The sequence below is a fragment of the Streptomyces cinerochromogenes genome (assembly GCF_014648635.1).
In the GTDB taxonomy this organism is placed as follows: Bacteria; Actinomycetota; Actinomycetes; order Streptomycetales; family Streptomycetaceae; genus Streptomyces; species Streptomyces cinerochromogenes.
Genome location: NZ_BMRM01000001.1, coordinates 159,006 through 173,168 on the forward strand (window position 1 = coordinate 159,006; position 14,163 = coordinate 173,168).

Below are 14,163 nucleotides of genomic sequence, written 5' to 3' on the forward strand. Positions count from 1 at the left end.
CGAAGCATTGGCCGTAGTCCACACGGGCGGGACGGATCGCGCAAGTACCCGGCCGTCGGGACCGTCGAAACGGTGACGATCCCGGCCGTGTCGCCGCAACTCCTGGCAGCGTATCCCGGTTCCCCGCCCACCACATCACACCGATGTGCCCGGTTTGAACGGTTCGGAATCATCCGGGGTTACGTCGCTCGAACAACTTTGCCAAGCACGTCACACCCCGGGCGTATCGTTGCGTTTTGACCGGTACAGATGACGTACGCCGTCCCGAGGTACACGATGGGGAACGGTGTAGGCAGGTGCTGGAACTGGCCCTCTGACAGGTAAGGAACAGCGTGGCTTCCGGATCAGATCGCAACCCGATCATCATTGGCGGCCTTCCGAGTCAGGTTCCTGACTTCGATCCCGAGGAAACCCAGGAGTGGCTCGACTCCCTGGACGCCGCCGTCGACGAGCGCGGCCGGGAGCGGGCCCGCTATCTCATGCTGCGCCTCATCGAGCGGGCCCGCGAGAAGCGCGTGGCCGTGCCCGAGATGCGCAGCACGGACTACGTCAACACGATCCCCACCAAGAGCGAGCCGTTCTTCCCGGGCAACGAGGAGATCGAGCGCCGGATCCTGAACGCGACCCGCTGGAACGCGGCCGTGATGGTCTCGCGCGCCCAGCGCCCGGGCATCGGCGTCGGCGGCCACATCGCCACCTTCGCCTCCTCCGCCTCGCTCTACGACGTCGGCTTCAACCACTTCTTCCGCGGCAAGGACGAGGGCGACGGCGGCGACCAGGTCTTCTTCCAGGGCCACGCCTCCCCCGGTATCTACGCGCGCGCGTACCTGCTCGACCGGCTCACCGAGCGGCAGCTCGACGGCTTCCGCCAGGAGAAGTCGAAGTACCCGGACGGCCTGTCCAGCTACCCGCACCCGCGCTCGATGCCCGACTTCTGGGAGTTCCCGACGGTCTCCATGGGCCTCGGCCCGCTCGGCGCGATCTACCAGGCGCGGATGAACCGCTACATGCAGGCGCGCGGCATCGCCGACACCTCGAAGTCGCACGTGTGGGCCTTCCTCGGCGACGGCGAGATGGACGAGCCGGAGTCGCTCGGCCAGCTGACCCTGGCCGCCCGCGAGGGCCTGGACAACCTGACCTTCGTGGTCAACTGCAACCTCCAGCGCCTCGACGGCCCGGTGCGCGGCAACGGCAAGATCATCCAGGAGCTGGAGTCGGTCTTCCGGGGTGCCGGCTGGAACGTGATCAAGCTGATCTGGGACCGCACCTGGGACCCGCTGCTCGCCCAGGACCGGGACGGGATCCTGGTCAACAAGATGAACATCACGCCGGACGGCCAGTTCCAGACGTACGCCACCGAGACCGGCGCGTACATCCGCGAGCACTTCTTCGGCGACGACCACCGGCTGCGCGCCATGGTCGAGAACATGACCGACGACCAGATCCTGCACCTGGGCCGCGGCGGCCACGACCACCGCAAGATCTACGCGGCGTTCAAGGCGGCCAAGGAGCACGAGGGCCAGCCGACGGTCATCCTGGCCAAGACGATCAAGGGCTGGACGCTGGGCCCGAACTTCGAGGGCCGCAACGCCACGCACCAGATGAAGAAGCTGACGGTCGACGACCTCAAGCGCTTCCGGGACCGTCTGCACCTGCCGATCTCCGACAAGGAGCTGGAGTCCGGCCCGCCGCCGTACTACCACCCGGGCCGGAACTCGGAGGAGATCCAGTACATGCACGACCGCCGCAAGAGCCTCGGCGGTTACGTCCCGACCCGCGTCGTCCGCTCCGAGCCCCTCGCCCTGCCGGACGACAAGGCGTACGCGACCGTGAAGAAGGGCACGGGCCAGCAGTCCATCGCGACGACCATGGCCTTTGTGCGGCTTCTGAAGGACCTCATGCGGGACAAGGAGATCGGCAAGCGGTTCGTGCTGATCGCGCCGGACGAGTACCGCACGTTCGGCATGGACTCCTTCTTCCCGAGCGCGAAGATCTACAACCCGCTGGGCCAGCAGTACGAGTCGGTCGACCGCGAGCTGCTGCTCGCCTACAAGGAGTCGCCGACCGGCCAGATGCTGCACGACGGGATCTCCGAGGCGGGCTGCACCGCCTCGCTGATCGCGGCGGGCTCGGCGTACGCCACCCATGGCGAACCGCTCATCCCCGTCTACGTCTTCTACTCGATGTTCGGTTTCCAGCGCACGGGTGACCAGTTCTGGCAGATGGCCGACCAGCTGGCACGCGGATTCGTCCTGGGCGCGACCGCCGGCCGTACGACCCTGACCGGCGAGGGCCTCCAGCACGCGGACGGCCACTCCCAGCTGCTGGCGTCCACCAACCCGGCGTGCGTGGCGTACGACCCGGCGTACGCCTACGAGATCGCGCACATCGTGCAGGACGGCCTGCGCCGGATGTACGGCAGCTCTCCCGAGCACCCGCACGGCGAGGACGTCTTCTACTACCTCACCGTCTACAACGAGCCCATCCAGCACCCGGCCGAGCCCGCGAACGTGGACGTCGAGGGCATCGTCAAGGGCGTCCACCGCATCAGCGAGGGCACCGGCGGCTCGATCCCGGCGCAGATCATGGCCTCGGGCGTGGCCGTCCCCTGGGCGCTCGAGGCCCAGCGGATGCTCGCCGAGGAGTGGAACGTCAAGGCGGACGTGTGGTCCGCGACCTCGTGGAACGAGCTGCGCCGCGAGGCCGTGGAGTGCGAGGAGCACAACCTGCTGCATCCGGAGGAGGAGCAGCGGGTGCCGTACGTGACGCGGAAGCTCAGCGGCGCGGAGGGTCCGTTCGTGGCCGTGTCCGACTGGATGCGATCGGTTCCGGACCAGATCGCGCGCTGGGTGCCCGGCACCTACCAGTCCCTCGGCGCCGACGGCTTCGGCTTCGCCGACACCCGGGGCGCCGCGCGCCGCTTCTTCCACATCGACGCGCAGTCCGTCGTGGTGGCGGTACTGACGGAGCTGGCACGCGAGGGCAAGGTCGACCGCTCCGCGCTGAAGCAGGCCATCGACCGGTACCGGCTGCTCGACGTCTCGGCGGCGGACCCGGGGGCGGCGGGCGGCGACGCGTAACCGCTGCGCTCGGCTTCGGCCGACAGAGGGGCGCGGGTATCTGCGGGTCGGTGGGTGTTGACCGCGCAGTTCCCCGCGCCCCTTTCGGGGCGCCATGCTTACCGTTTCTTTACGATGACGGGCATGGAGCAACTGTCGGCGCAGACCAGGTGGGAGCGGTACACGCAGCGGCCGTTGTTGGCGCTCGCGGTGGCCTTCGCCGTCGCCTACGCGGTGCCGATCGTCGACGCATCCGCCGGCTACTCCCTGACCGCCGTGTGCACGGCGGTGGAGTGGGTGGTGTGGGGCGCCTTCGCCCTCGACTACCTGGTCCGGCTGGCCCTCGCCCCCCGCCGGAAGCATTTCGTGCGCCGGCACTGGCTCGACCTGTGCGCGGTGGTCCTGCCGCTGCTGCAACCGCTCCGGCTGCTGCGGCTGGTGTCGACGCTGCTGCTGGTGGGCCGGCGCGCGCGGATGGCTCCGCAGATCCGGCTGACCACGTACGTCGTCGGGGCCGTGATCGGCTTGCTGATGTTCGGCTCGCTGGCGGTGTTGTCCGTGGAGCGGGAGTCACCGCACGGGAACATCCGGACGCTGGGTGACGCGGTGTGGTGGTCGTTCACGACGATGACGACCGTCGGGTACGGCGATCACGCGCCGACGACCGGGCTCGGGCGGATGATCGCGGTCGGGCTCATGCTCTCGGGGATCGCCCTGCTGGGTGTGGTCACCGCGAACATCGCCGCGTGGTTCATCTCCCGCTTCGAGAAGGACGACGTGGAGGAACGCCGCCAGACGGAGGCGATCGCGGCCCTGACCGAGGAGGTCCGCCTGCTGCGGGCGGAGGTGGCCCGCCTGGCCGAGCGTCCGCAGGAGGGGCGGGCAGCCGCGCGGTCGGCGACCACGCAGCCGCCGCGGGAGCGTCTTCCGCTCGGCGGGGAGGAGCTGTCGGCTACAGGAGACCGTGGCCCCAGGTCGCCGCGCCCGCCAGGGCGATGATGGCCAGCAGCGTGTCGATCGCGCCCAGGATCAGGGCCACCAGGGCGGGGACGTCGCGGTCGTTCGACCACGTGCGGCCCATCGCCTGCCACCCGCAGAACATCGCCACCGGGCCCAGCACGATGCCCAGCGCGAAGAAGCCGGCCACCGCGCAGATCGTGCCGATGATCCCGAGCGTCGCACGGTCCGGCCCGGTCCGTTGCCACGTCCGGCCACGTGACCGGGGGTACCCGCGCGTTCCGTGCCCGAAGCCTGCCATCATCAACTCCCTGACGTCTGCGGACAGTTCGGCTTCGGACTGCGGGTACCCCGGTTCCGCCGGGACAGACGTGCGCGCGCTGCCCCCCTCCGGCAGCGCGCGCCGCGGCCGTCCGCCCCCATGCCCTGCGGAAGACGTGACCCACTGTGACCTGCGGCGCGCGCCGAGGGCGAGCGATCTTGAGCGGCGTCACCCTGATAGGGGAACTCCGCCGCTCAGATGTGGCCGACGCCCGCGCCCGCGTCCGCGTTCGCGCCCCGCTTGGTGAACAGCGCGACGAGGACGGCGACCAGCGCGACACCGGCCGCGACCAGGGAGGCGAGACTCATGCCGGAGAGGAACGTGTCGTGCGCGACGGTGGTGATCTTCGCGGCGACCGGCTCCGGCATGCTCTTCGTCACGGGCGCCACGCCGACCTGGACCGCCTCGGAGGCCTTGTCCAGCTGCTCGGGGGTCAGCTTCGGCAGCCCCGCGTCCGCCCACTTGCCCGGCAGGACGCTGTCGACCTTGGAGGCCATCACGGCGCCCAGCACCGCCGTACCGAGGCTGCTGCCGATCTGCATGGCCGCCTGCTGGAGACCGCCCGCCACGCCGGACAGCTCCATGGGGGCGTTGCCGACGATGACCTCGGTGGCGCCGACCATGACCGGCGCGAGGCCGAGGCCGAGCAGGGCGAACCAGAGGGACATCACACCGCTGCCGGTGTCGGCCTCCAGCGTCGACATGCCGTACAGCGCGACCGCGGTCACCGCCATGCCGAAGGCGAGCGGGATGCGCGGGCCGAGCTTGGTGATCGCGGTGCCGGCGATCGGCGAGCCGATGATCATCATGCCGGTGAGCGGCAGCAGGTGGGCACCGGCCTTGACCGGGCTCATCCCGTGGACGTTCTGCAGGTAGAACGTCACGAAGAACAGGCCGCCCATGAAGGCGATGGCCATCAGCACCATCAGGACGACACCCGCGGACAGCGCGACCGAGCGGAACAGGCCCAGCGGGATCAGCGGTTCGGCGACCTTCGTCTCCCAGAAGGAGAAGACGGCGAAGAGAACCGCGGACGCGGCGATGAACAGCCACGTCCTGCCGTCGCCCCAGCCCCAGGCCGGGGCCTTGATGAGCGCCCAGACCAGGCAGAACATCGCGCCGGACAGCAGGGCGATGCCGAGCAGGTCGAAGGAGCGCGGGGCGTTCTCGGCCCGGTGGTCCAGCAGGATCAGCGTGCCGAGGAGTAGCGCGAGGGCACCGACCGGCACGTTGATGAAGAACACCGACTGCCAGTTGACGTGTTCGACGAGGACACCGCCGAGGATCGGGCCGCCCGCGGTGGACGCGCCGATCACCATGCCCCACACGCCGATGGCCATGTTCAGCTTCTCGGCCGGGAAGGTGGCCCGCAGCACGCCGAGCGCGGCCGGCATGAGCAGCGCGCCGAACAGGCCCTGGAACACCCGGAAGGTGACGACCGCGGCGATGCTGCCGGACAGCCCGATGGCGCCGGAGGCGGCGGCGAAGCCGGTCACACCGATGAGGAAGGTCTGCCGGTGGCCGAAGCGGTCACCGAGCTTGCCCGCGGTGATCAGGGTGACCGCGAGCGCGAGGAAGTAGGCGTTGGAGACCCACTGCACGTCGGCGAAGGACGCGTTCAGGTCGTCGCGGATGGCCGGGTTGGCGATGGCCACGATGGTGCCGTCGAGGGCCACCATCATGACCCCTACGGCGACGGTGATGAGGGTGAGCCACGGATGGCCGCGCAGGCCGGCGGACGGCCGCGGCCCCGACGGGCCGGCCGGTGATTTGTCCCCCGGACCCGTCGCGTCGATGGTGGTCTGACTAGTCATACACTCAGGTTAGTGACAGCCGCTGACAGTTGACAAACCAGTTCACTAGTCGGTTACTGACACGACACCACCAGACACGACACCACCACCGGAGAGGGAGGCCATGGAGACGCTGCGGGAGCGCAAGAAGCGGCGTACGCGGGAGTCGCTGCTGAGGGCCGCTCTCGAACTGTTCACCAGCCAGGGGTACGAGCGGACCACCGTCGACGAGATCGCCGAGGCCGTCGACGTCTCCCAGCGCACCTTCTTCCGCTACTTCGCGGGAAAGGAGGACGTGGCCCTCGCGGTGCAGAAGATGACGGAGGCGGCCTTCGTCGCGGCCGTACGCGCGCGCCCTGCGCACGAGGCGCCGATGCAGGCCCTCCGCCAGGCGTTCCTGGAGGGCTGGGACACGATCCGCGAGACCGTGGAGTCGGTCGTCCCGGTCGAGCTGTACCTGCGCATGTACCGGACCATCGAGTCCACGCCCGCGCTGCTCGCCGCGCATCTGCGCCGGTCGGCGGCGACGGAGGAGACCATCGCGCGCGTGCTGGCCGAACGGGAGGGCGTCGACGTGGACACCGACCCGCGGCCCCGGCTGGCGGTGGCCGTCTTCGGCGGTGTGATCCGTGTCTCGGAGCGGCGGTGGTGCACGAGCGAGGACTTCGGCCTGGAATCGATCCGCACGCTCACCGCGGAGTACCTCGATCAGGTGGGTTCGGCGCTCACGGGAAACTGGCGCACCGGCTGAGATCGTTGGGGAGATCACCGAGACCGTGTTCGGTGACCGACGAAACGTGATCCCTGTCACTCGGTTACCGCGAGACCCTCCCGTTCTCCTAGTGTGTCCTCCCAGTGACTTCCTTCGACACCTCCCCGCAATTGAACGTCTGGCGCGCGCTGCTGGCGCTGTCCGTGGTGTTCGTGATGCTCGCGACCACCGGCTGGACCGCCCTGCGCAGCCACCGGGAGTCGACAGCGCTGCAGGCCTCGCTCACCGAGTGGGAGCACGGCCGCATCCACGGCCTCCACCTGCCGGACCCGCAGGCCGCCCCGGCGCGCCTCGCCCGCTTCTTCGCCTCGCTCACCCCGCACGAGCGCGACCGTCTCGCCCACCGCTACCCGCTCGCGGTCGGCAACATGAACGGCGCCCCCGTCGCCCTGCGCTACCGGGCCAACCGCATCGCGCTGGACCAGGCCCGCAAGGTGGAGCGCGCCCGCATGCACGACAGCCGGCTCAGCACCGCGGGCCAGCAGGACGCGGGCCTGCGGATGCACCGGTACGAGTCCCTGCTGGACCCCGGCCGGCAGATCCTGGCCTTCGACCCGGAAGGATCGGGCCGGATCGCCGAGGTCTTCGGCGACCTCGCCAAGGCCCAGCGGATCTCGGTCATCGTCCCCGGTGTCGACACCGACCTGCTCACCTTCCAGCGGACGAACCGCAGGTACAGCGCGCCGGTCGGCATGGCCAAGGCGCTGTACGCGGCCGAGCGCGCGGCGAGCCCCGCGACCCGTACGGCGGTGATCGCCTGGGCCGACTACACCTCACCGGACGGGCTGGGGGTGGACGCGGCCACCGGCCTGCGCGCCGCGGAGGGCGCCGTACGGCTGAACGCGCTGCTGCACGCCCTGCCCGGCCGGTCCCCGGTGTCGATGTTCTGTCACAGCTACGGCTCGGTGGTCTGCGGCGTGGCCGCACGCGGGATGCCGCGCCGGGTCGCCGACATAGCGGTGGCCGCGAGCCCCGGGATGCGCGCCACCAGCGCCTCCCGCCTGGGCACCACGGCCCGGGTGTGGGCCATGCGGGACGCCAGCGACTGGGTGCGGGACGTTCCGTACCTGGAGCTGGGCGGCCTCGGCCACGGAGCCGACCCGGTGTCCTCGGCGTTCGGGGCGCGGGTGCTGTCGGCCCGGGACGCCCAGGGCCACAGCGGATACTTCCAGCCCGGCACGGACAGCCTGCGCAACCTCGCCGGCATCGGCGTGGGCGCGTACGACGAGGTGACGTGCGCACGGGAGAACGATGTGTGCCGGTCCGGGCTGTCCGGCACGACGACGGCCGGACGCGCGTAGAAACAGCAGGAAGTGCGGTCTGCGCGGGTGGCGACGGAGGAGCACGTGCCGCATACGATGAGCCGCATGGGTGACGTACTGGCGGGTTTTCATGCCGTCTGGGAGTTCGAGTCCGACTCCGTGCTCATCCGTTACGAACGGGGGATGCGCACACCGAAGCTGTTCCAGGCGCTCGGTGAGCGCCGGATTCCGCTGTCCGCGGTCGAGGGGGTGAGCCTCGCCCCGGGCAAGCGTGGCACGGTCGTCCTGCGCCTGGAGCCGCGTCCCGGCGCGGATCCGCTGATGGAGGCGGCCGACGGCCAGCTGAAGGAGGGCTCGGACCCCTACCGGCTGGTGCTGCCGGCCGAGCGGGAGACCCTCGCCGAGTACTACGCCGACGAGCTGAAGGGGCTGCTGACCGAGTCCGGTCCGGCCGAGCGGCACCTGGTGGCGGCGCCCGACGCTCCGCTGCAGTTCAAGGCGTACGACGGGAAGGCGTCCTTCGACGGCACGTCGGTGCAGTTCCGCTGGTCCTGGACGGGGGCGTCCTCGGCGAAGTGGAAGGCCGGCGACCAGAGCTTCCCGGTGGCCCGGCTGAGCGGGGTGGAGTGGCGGTCGCCGGAACTCTTCGAGGGGCATCTGCGGCTGGTGCCGCGCGATCCGGGTTCCGCCCGTTCCCCGCAGCCGGACCAGGATCCGGCGTCGGTGGTGTTCGGGCTGGGGTACGGGCCGGTGCACGAGTCGCTGCCGTTCGCCGCGGCGGTGCTGGCCGCCGTGCGGTCGCGGGGGCCGGTGCCGGTGGCCCCGGCCGTGTCCCGCCGTGATCCGGCCGACATCGCCGAGCGGATCCGTCATCTCGGGGAGCTGCACCAGGCGGGGCTGGTCACCGACGAGGAGTTCTCCTCGAAGAAGGCGGAGCTGCTGGCGGAGCTCTAGCGCGGCTGCCGCCGCCCCTTCGGCGTGCTCACGCCTCCGCCGCGTAGAAGCTGATCTTCCGGTCGAGGACGCCGAGGGTGTCGTGGAGTTCCGCGATGCGGTTCAGCACGTCCCTGCGGGTCGACTCCAGCAGGTGCCGGCGTTCGGCGAAGGTCTGGTCGCCCTGCCTGACCAGTTCCGCGTACCGGACCATGTCCGCGACCGGCATGCCGGTCAGCCGGAGCTTGGTCACGAAGTCCAGCCAGTCCAGGTCGCGGTTGCTGTAGCGGCGCTGGCCGGTGTGCGAGCGGTCGACGTGCGGCATCAGGCCGATCCGCTCGTACCAGCGCAGTGTGTGCGCGGTGAGGCCGGTGAACGCGACCACCTCGCTGATCGTGTAGCGGTCCTGGCCGTCGGGGCGCGGATGGCGCCGGGGCGGGGCGGAGCAGATGTCGGCGGGGGTGGCGCGCTCGGTGGCCGCTGGCGTGGTCTGCATCACCGTCATGGCCCCCACGCTATGACCTTGGAGTGCACTCCAGGCAAGCCGGTCCGGTAAGAAATCGGCAGGACGGCGCCCGGGGCGGCTGGTTAGCGTGCGGCCCATGAGTCTTGTACGCCGGGCCCGGCCCGAGGACGCCGCCGAAGTGCTGCGCCTGCGCCAGGTGATGATCGGCTCCCTGTGGAGCGCGGAAGGTTCCGGATCGACCGAGTGGCACGCGCAGTCGCTGCCGGCGCTGCGGGAGCGGCTCGCGGAGGAGGAAGGGGACTTCGCCGCGTTCGTCGTGGAACACCCCGGGCGGCCCGGGGCGCTGGCCTCGCTGGTGGCGGGGACGGTGGAGTACCGGATCGGCAGGGCCGGGAACCCGCGGGGCCGGGTCGGGCACGTCTTCAGCGTGGCGACCGACCCGGACGCCCGCAGACGCGGGTACGCGCGCGCGTGCATGGAGGAGCTGCTGGGCTGGTTCCGGACCCGGGGCGCCGGGCACGTGCTGCTCAACGCCTCGCCGGAGGCCGAGCCGCTGTACGCCTCGCTCGGCTTCACACGGGATCCGGACCCGTCGATGCGGCTGCTGTTGTGAGCCGCATAGGCTCGGACCCATGTCGTTGCAGAGCCTGGCGCTGATCGAGAACTGGCCCGTCCCCACCGCCGCGGCGGGTGTCGTACGAGCCGACGGGACCGTCCTCGGGACGCACGGTCCCGTCGGGCACCGCTTCCGCCTCGCCTCCGTCACCAAGCCGCTGGCGGCCTACGCGGCGCTCGTGGCGTACGAGGAGGGCGCGGTCGAGCTGGACGACCCGGCCGGTCCGCCCGGGTCGACGGTCCGGCACCTGCTCGCGCACACCTCCGGGCTGGCCTTCGACGAGCACCGGGTGACGGCCGCGCCCGGGGAGCGGCGGCTGTACTCCAACGCCGGGTTCGAGCAGCTCGGGGACCACATCGCCAAGGCGACGGACATTCCGTTCGCCGAGTACCTGCGGCAGGCCGTGCTGGAGCCGCTGGGGATGACGTCGACGTCGCTGGAGGGGTCGCCGGCGAAGGACGGGGTGTCGACGGTCGAGGATCTGCTGCGGTTCGCGGCGGAGGTGCAGGCGCCGCGGCTGCTGGACCCGCGGACGGTGGCGGCGGCGATGACCGTGCAGTACCCCGGGACGAAGGGCGTCCTGCCGGGGTACGGCCACCAGAACCCGAACGACTGGGGGCTGGGCTTCGAGATCCGTGACGGGAAGTCCCCGCACTGGACGGGGAGTTCGTCGTCGCCCCGCACGTTCGGGCATTTCGGGCAGTCCGGTACGTTCCTGTGGATCGACCCCGATGCCGGGGCCGCCGGTGTCGCCCTGACGGACCGGGCGTTCGGGCCCTGGGCGATCGAGGCGTGGCCGGCGTTCACGGACGCGGTGCTGGCGGAACTCCGGGGCTGAGGCGCTGAGGGCCGGCCCCGCCGCTCAGCGCCCGGAAGAGGCGCGCGTCCGGCCCCCGCCGGACCGCGGCCGGACGACGGCCGGAGCTACGGTGCCATCTCCCACAGCAGCAGCTCCGCCGGGGTCACCGCCGCTACCTCCAACCCGTCGGCCCCGGTGATCCGCGCCGCGTCCCCCGGGCCGAGGTGCTCCCCCGCCAGCCGGACCTCGCCGCGCACCACGTGGACGTACAGGTACGCCGCGTCCGGGACCGCACGGCGCTCCCCGGCTCCCAGGCGCCGTACGTGCAGGGCCGCCCCCGCCGCCGGCACCGCGTAGGGCGTCGCGTCGGCGAGGTCCGGGGCAAGGGCGTACGCGGGCTCGCCGCCGGACTCGTGTGGTGTCAGCCACATCTGGAGGAAGGTCAGCGGCACCGGCCCGTCGTTGCGTTCCACGTGCCGGACGCCCGCGGCCGCGCTGAGGTGCTGGACGTCCCCGGGGCGGACCCGCGTCTCGTGTCCGGCCGAGTCGCGGTGGGTCAGCTCGCCCTCGACGACCCAGGTGACGATCTCGGTGTGGCTGTGCGGGTGTTCGCCGAAGCCGGCGCCGGGGGCGAGCCGCTCCTCGTTGCACGCGATCATCGCGCCGAAGCGGAGGTTGTCCGGGTCGTAGTGCGGGCCGAAGGAGAAGGCGTGCCGGGTGTCGATCCCGGCCCCGGGCTCCCCTCCGCGGTAGCGCTCGGCGGCGCGCCGTACGTCGATCACAGGCACCACGGTAGCCCGCCCGGGCACACCGGTTCCGGGGAGGGCGAGGGCCCCGCCGACGCGCACCGTCCCCACGGCCTCCCGACACCGGCTCGGGCGCTCCCCGGAGGCGGCCGAGGTCTCAAGCACAGCCCCGGCGGAGCACGGGCCCGTCCCGATAAGGCAGTCTTGTCCCCGTGCCCGAACCCGAATCCCACCACGGCGATCCCGCAGCCCACCACGTCCACGCGCATGCCGCGACCCTGAAGCGACTGGAGAAGTCCTCCGGGAGGCTCGCCGCGCAGGCGATCGCGCGGATGGACGAGACCCTGCCGTGGTACCGGGCCATGCCCCCGGAGAACCGTTCCTGGATCGGTCTCGTCGCCCAGGCGGGGATCGCGGCCTTCACCGAGTGGTTCCGGCGCCCGGACGCGCCCCAGGCGATCTCCACGGACGTCTTCGGGACCGCCCCGCGTGAGCTGACCCGGGCGATCACACTGCGGCAGACCGTGGAGATGGTGCGGACCACCATCGAGGTCATGGAGAGCGCCATCGACGAGGTGGCCGCTCCCGGTGACGAGAGCGTGCTGCGCGAGGCGCTGCTGGTGTACGCCCGGGAGATCGCCTTCGCCACCGCCCAGGTGTACGCCCAGGCCGCCGAGGCACGCGGTGCCTGGGACGCGCGGCTGGAGTCGCTGGTCGTGAACGCCGTCCTGAGCGGGGAGGCGGACGAGGGGGCGGTCAGCCGGGCCGCCGCGCTGGGCTGGAACTCGCCGGAGCACGTGTGCGTGGTGCTCGGGACCGCGCCCGACGGCGACAGCGAGCTGACCGTCGAGGCGATCCGGCGGGCCGCGCGCCACGCCAAGCTGCAGGTGCTCACGGGGGTGCTCGGGGACCGGCTGGTCGTCATCGCCGGCGGCAGCCCGCATCCGCTCGCCGTCGCCAGGTCGCTGATCGGGCCGTTCGCCGCGGGGCCGGTCGTCGCGGGGCCCGTCGTACCCGATCTGCTGGCCGCCACCCGGTCCGCGCAGGCCGCCGCCGCGGGGCTGAAGGCCTGTTCCGCCTGGCAGGACGCACCGCGGCCGGTGCTCGCGGACGACCTCCTGCCGGAGCGCGCCATAGCGGGTGATCCGAGCGCCCGCGAGCAGCTGGTGGAGGAGATCTACAGACCGCTCGAGGAGGCGGGCTCGGCGCTCCTGGAAACCCTGAGTGTCTACCTGGAGCAGGCGAGCAGCCTGGAAGGCGCGGCGAGGATGCTCTTCGTTCACCCGAACACCGTGCGCTACCGGCTCCGACGTGTGACAGACGTCACCGGATGGTCGCCCTCGGATGTACGATCCGCGTTCACACTACGGATCGCGCTCATCCTGGGGCGTCTGGCCGACGCCGAACCCCAGGCATAGGGTTTTGTCGGAGGCCCACAAAAGCCCTTCGTGTTCTTCGTCCCTGTCCCCACGGGCGGCCCTGGCCGTCCCCAAGAGAGAGTGTGAGAGTGCTCGTACTCGTCGCTCCCGGCCAGGGCGCTCAGACGCCCGGCTTCCTGACCCCCTGGCTCGAACTGCCCGGTGCCGCCGACCGCGTCGCCGCCTGGTCGGACGCCATCGGACTGGACCTCGTCCACTACGGCACCCAGGCCGACGCCGACGCCATCCGTGACACCGCGGTGGCCCAGCCGCTGCTCGTGGCCGCCGGCCTCCTGTCCGCCGCGGCACTCGGTGACATCTCCGAGATCGCGCCGGGCGCGGTCGCGGGTCACAGCGTGGGCGAGATCACCGCCGCCGCCTTCGCCGGTGTGCTGGACGACACGTCCGCCCTCGGCCTCGTCCGCAAGCGGGGTCTGGCGATGGCCGACGCCGCCGCGGTCACCGAGACCGGCATGGCGGCGCTGCTCGGCGGCGACCCGGAGACCTCCGTCGCGCACCTGGAGAAGCTGGGCCTGACCCCGGCGAACATCAACGGCGCGGGCCAGATCGTCGCCGCGGGCACGCTGGAGCAGCTGGCCGCGCTGAACGACGACAAGCCCGAGGGCGTCCGCAAGGTCGTCGCGCTGAAGGTGGCCGGCGCCTTCCACACCCACCACATGGCGCCCGCCGTGGAGACCCTGGCCAAGGCCGCGGGGCAGCTGTCGCCGGCCGACCCGAAGGTCCCCTACGTCTCCAACAAGGACGGCCGGACCGTCTCCTCCGGCGCCGAGGTGCTGGAGCGGCTGGTCGGCCAGGTCGCCAACCCGGTCCGCTGGGACCTGTGCATGGAGACGTTCAAGGAGCTGGGCGTCACCGCGATCGTCGAGGTGTGCCCGGGCGGCACCCTGACCGGCCTGGCCAAGCGGGCCCTGCCCGGGGTCAGGAACCTCGCCCTGAAGACCCCCGACGACCTCGACGCCGCTCGCGAGCTCATCGCCGAGCACGCCGGCGCCTAAGGAG

General features: G+C 71.5%; 13 protein-coding genes. 9 read left to right on the top strand and 4 right to left on the bottom strand.

The annotated features are described in order from the left end of the window. Nucleotides 1-332: 332 nt before the first annotated feature. Both aceE and IEZ20_RS00705 read left to right on the top strand, forming a co-directional pair. Nucleotides 333-3,080 carry a pyruvate dehydrogenase (acetyl-transferring), homodimeric type gene (gene aceE, locus IEZ20_RS00700; RefSeq protein WP_189294078.1) on the top strand — a complete coding sequence of 916 codons (2,748 nt, stop codon included), beginning with the start codon at nt 333-335 and terminating at the stop codon, nt 3,078-3,080. A gap of 123 nt (nt 3,081-3,203) precedes the next feature. Further along, entirely contained in the window at nt 3,204-4,058 is an 855-nt protein-coding gene (locus IEZ20_RS00705) for a potassium channel family protein (RefSeq protein ID WP_189294079.1), read from the top strand. Here IEZ20_RS00705 and IEZ20_RS00710 read toward each other — a convergent pair. Together IEZ20_RS00710 and IEZ20_RS00715 are read right to left on the bottom strand one after the other, a co-directional pair. Continuing rightward, nucleotides 4,012-4,317, bottom strand: a complete 306-nt coding sequence (locus IEZ20_RS00710) for a small hydrophobic protein (protein ID WP_189294080.1) — start codon at nt 4,315-4,317, stop codon at nt 4,012-4,014. The two genes, IEZ20_RS00705 and IEZ20_RS00710, sit on opposite strands and share 47 nt — an antisense overlap. Before the next feature lie 215 nt (nt 4,318-4,532). After that, a complete protein-coding gene (locus tag IEZ20_RS00715) occupies nt 4,533-6,152 on the bottom strand; it encodes an MFS transporter (RefSeq protein ID WP_189294081.1) in 1,620 nt (539 codons plus the stop codon). 103 nt (nt 6,153-6,255) lie between these two features. On the opposite strand from IEZ20_RS00715, the gene IEZ20_RS00720 reads away from it, so the two are divergent. From IEZ20_RS00720 to IEZ20_RS00730, 3 genes are all read left to right on the top strand, one after another. Continuing rightward, nucleotides 6,256-6,882: a TetR family transcriptional regulator gene (locus tag IEZ20_RS00720; RefSeq protein WP_189294082.1), complete on the top strand. Its 627-nt coding sequence runs from the start codon at nt 6,256-6,258 to the stop codon at nt 6,880-6,882. Between the two features lie 104 nt (nt 6,883-6,986). Then, the gene (locus tag IEZ20_RS00725) at nt 6,987-8,204 is read left to right on the top strand and encodes an alpha/beta hydrolase (protein WP_189294083.1); all 1,218 of its coding nucleotides are present in this window, start codon (nt 6,987-6,989) and stop codon (nt 8,202-8,204) included. Between the two features lie 66 nt (nt 8,205-8,270). Beyond that, complete coding sequence (locus IEZ20_RS00730; protein ID WP_189294084.1) at nt 8,271-9,119, top strand: DUF4429 domain-containing protein; 849 nt, start codon at nt 8,271-8,273, stop codon at nt 9,117-9,119. A 28-nt stretch (nt 9,120-9,147) separates the two neighbouring features. Here the strand turns inward: IEZ20_RS00730 and IEZ20_RS00735 are convergent, their stop codons facing one another. Continuing rightward, nucleotides 9,148-9,603, bottom strand: coding sequence for a MerR family transcriptional regulator (locus IEZ20_RS00735; RefSeq protein ID WP_189294085.1), 456 nt, complete (start codon nt 9,601-9,603; stop codon nt 9,148-9,150). 97 nt (nt 9,604-9,700) lie between these two features. Between IEZ20_RS00735 and IEZ20_RS00740 the strand changes: the two genes are divergently transcribed. Then, the gene (locus IEZ20_RS00740) at nt 9,701-10,177 is read left to right on the top strand and encodes a GNAT family N-acetyltransferase (protein WP_189294086.1); all 477 of its coding nucleotides are present in this window, start codon (nt 9,701-9,703) and stop codon (nt 10,175-10,177) included. 19 nt (nt 10,178-10,196) lie between these two features. Continuing rightward, entirely contained in the window at nt 10,197-11,018 is an 822-nt protein-coding gene (locus tag IEZ20_RS00745) for a serine hydrolase domain-containing protein (protein WP_189294087.1), read from the top strand. Nucleotides 11,019-11,104: 86 nt separating this feature from the next. Here the strand turns inward: IEZ20_RS00745 and IEZ20_RS00750 are convergent, their stop codons facing one another. Then, complete coding sequence (locus IEZ20_RS00750) at nt 11,105-11,758, bottom strand: pirin family protein (protein ID WP_189294616.1); 654 nt, start codon at nt 11,756-11,758, stop codon at nt 11,105-11,107. 179 nt (nt 11,759-11,937) lie between these two features. Here IEZ20_RS00750 and fasR point away from each other — a divergent pair, with 179 nt between their 5' ends. Both fasR and IEZ20_RS00760 read left to right on the top strand, forming a co-directional pair. Further along, nucleotides 11,938-13,143 carry a fatty acid biosynthesis transcriptional regulator FasR gene (gene fasR / locus IEZ20_RS00755; RefSeq protein ID WP_189294088.1) on the top strand — a complete coding sequence of 402 codons (1,206 nt, stop codon included), beginning with the start codon at nt 11,938-11,940 and terminating at the stop codon, nt 13,141-13,143. Between the two features lie 89 nt (nt 13,144-13,232). Then, the gene (locus IEZ20_RS00760) at nt 13,233-14,159 is read left to right on the top strand and encodes an ACP S-malonyltransferase (protein WP_189294089.1); all 927 of its coding nucleotides are present in this window, start codon (nt 13,233-13,235) and stop codon (nt 14,157-14,159) included. Nucleotides 14,160-14,163 lie beyond the last annotated feature (4 nt).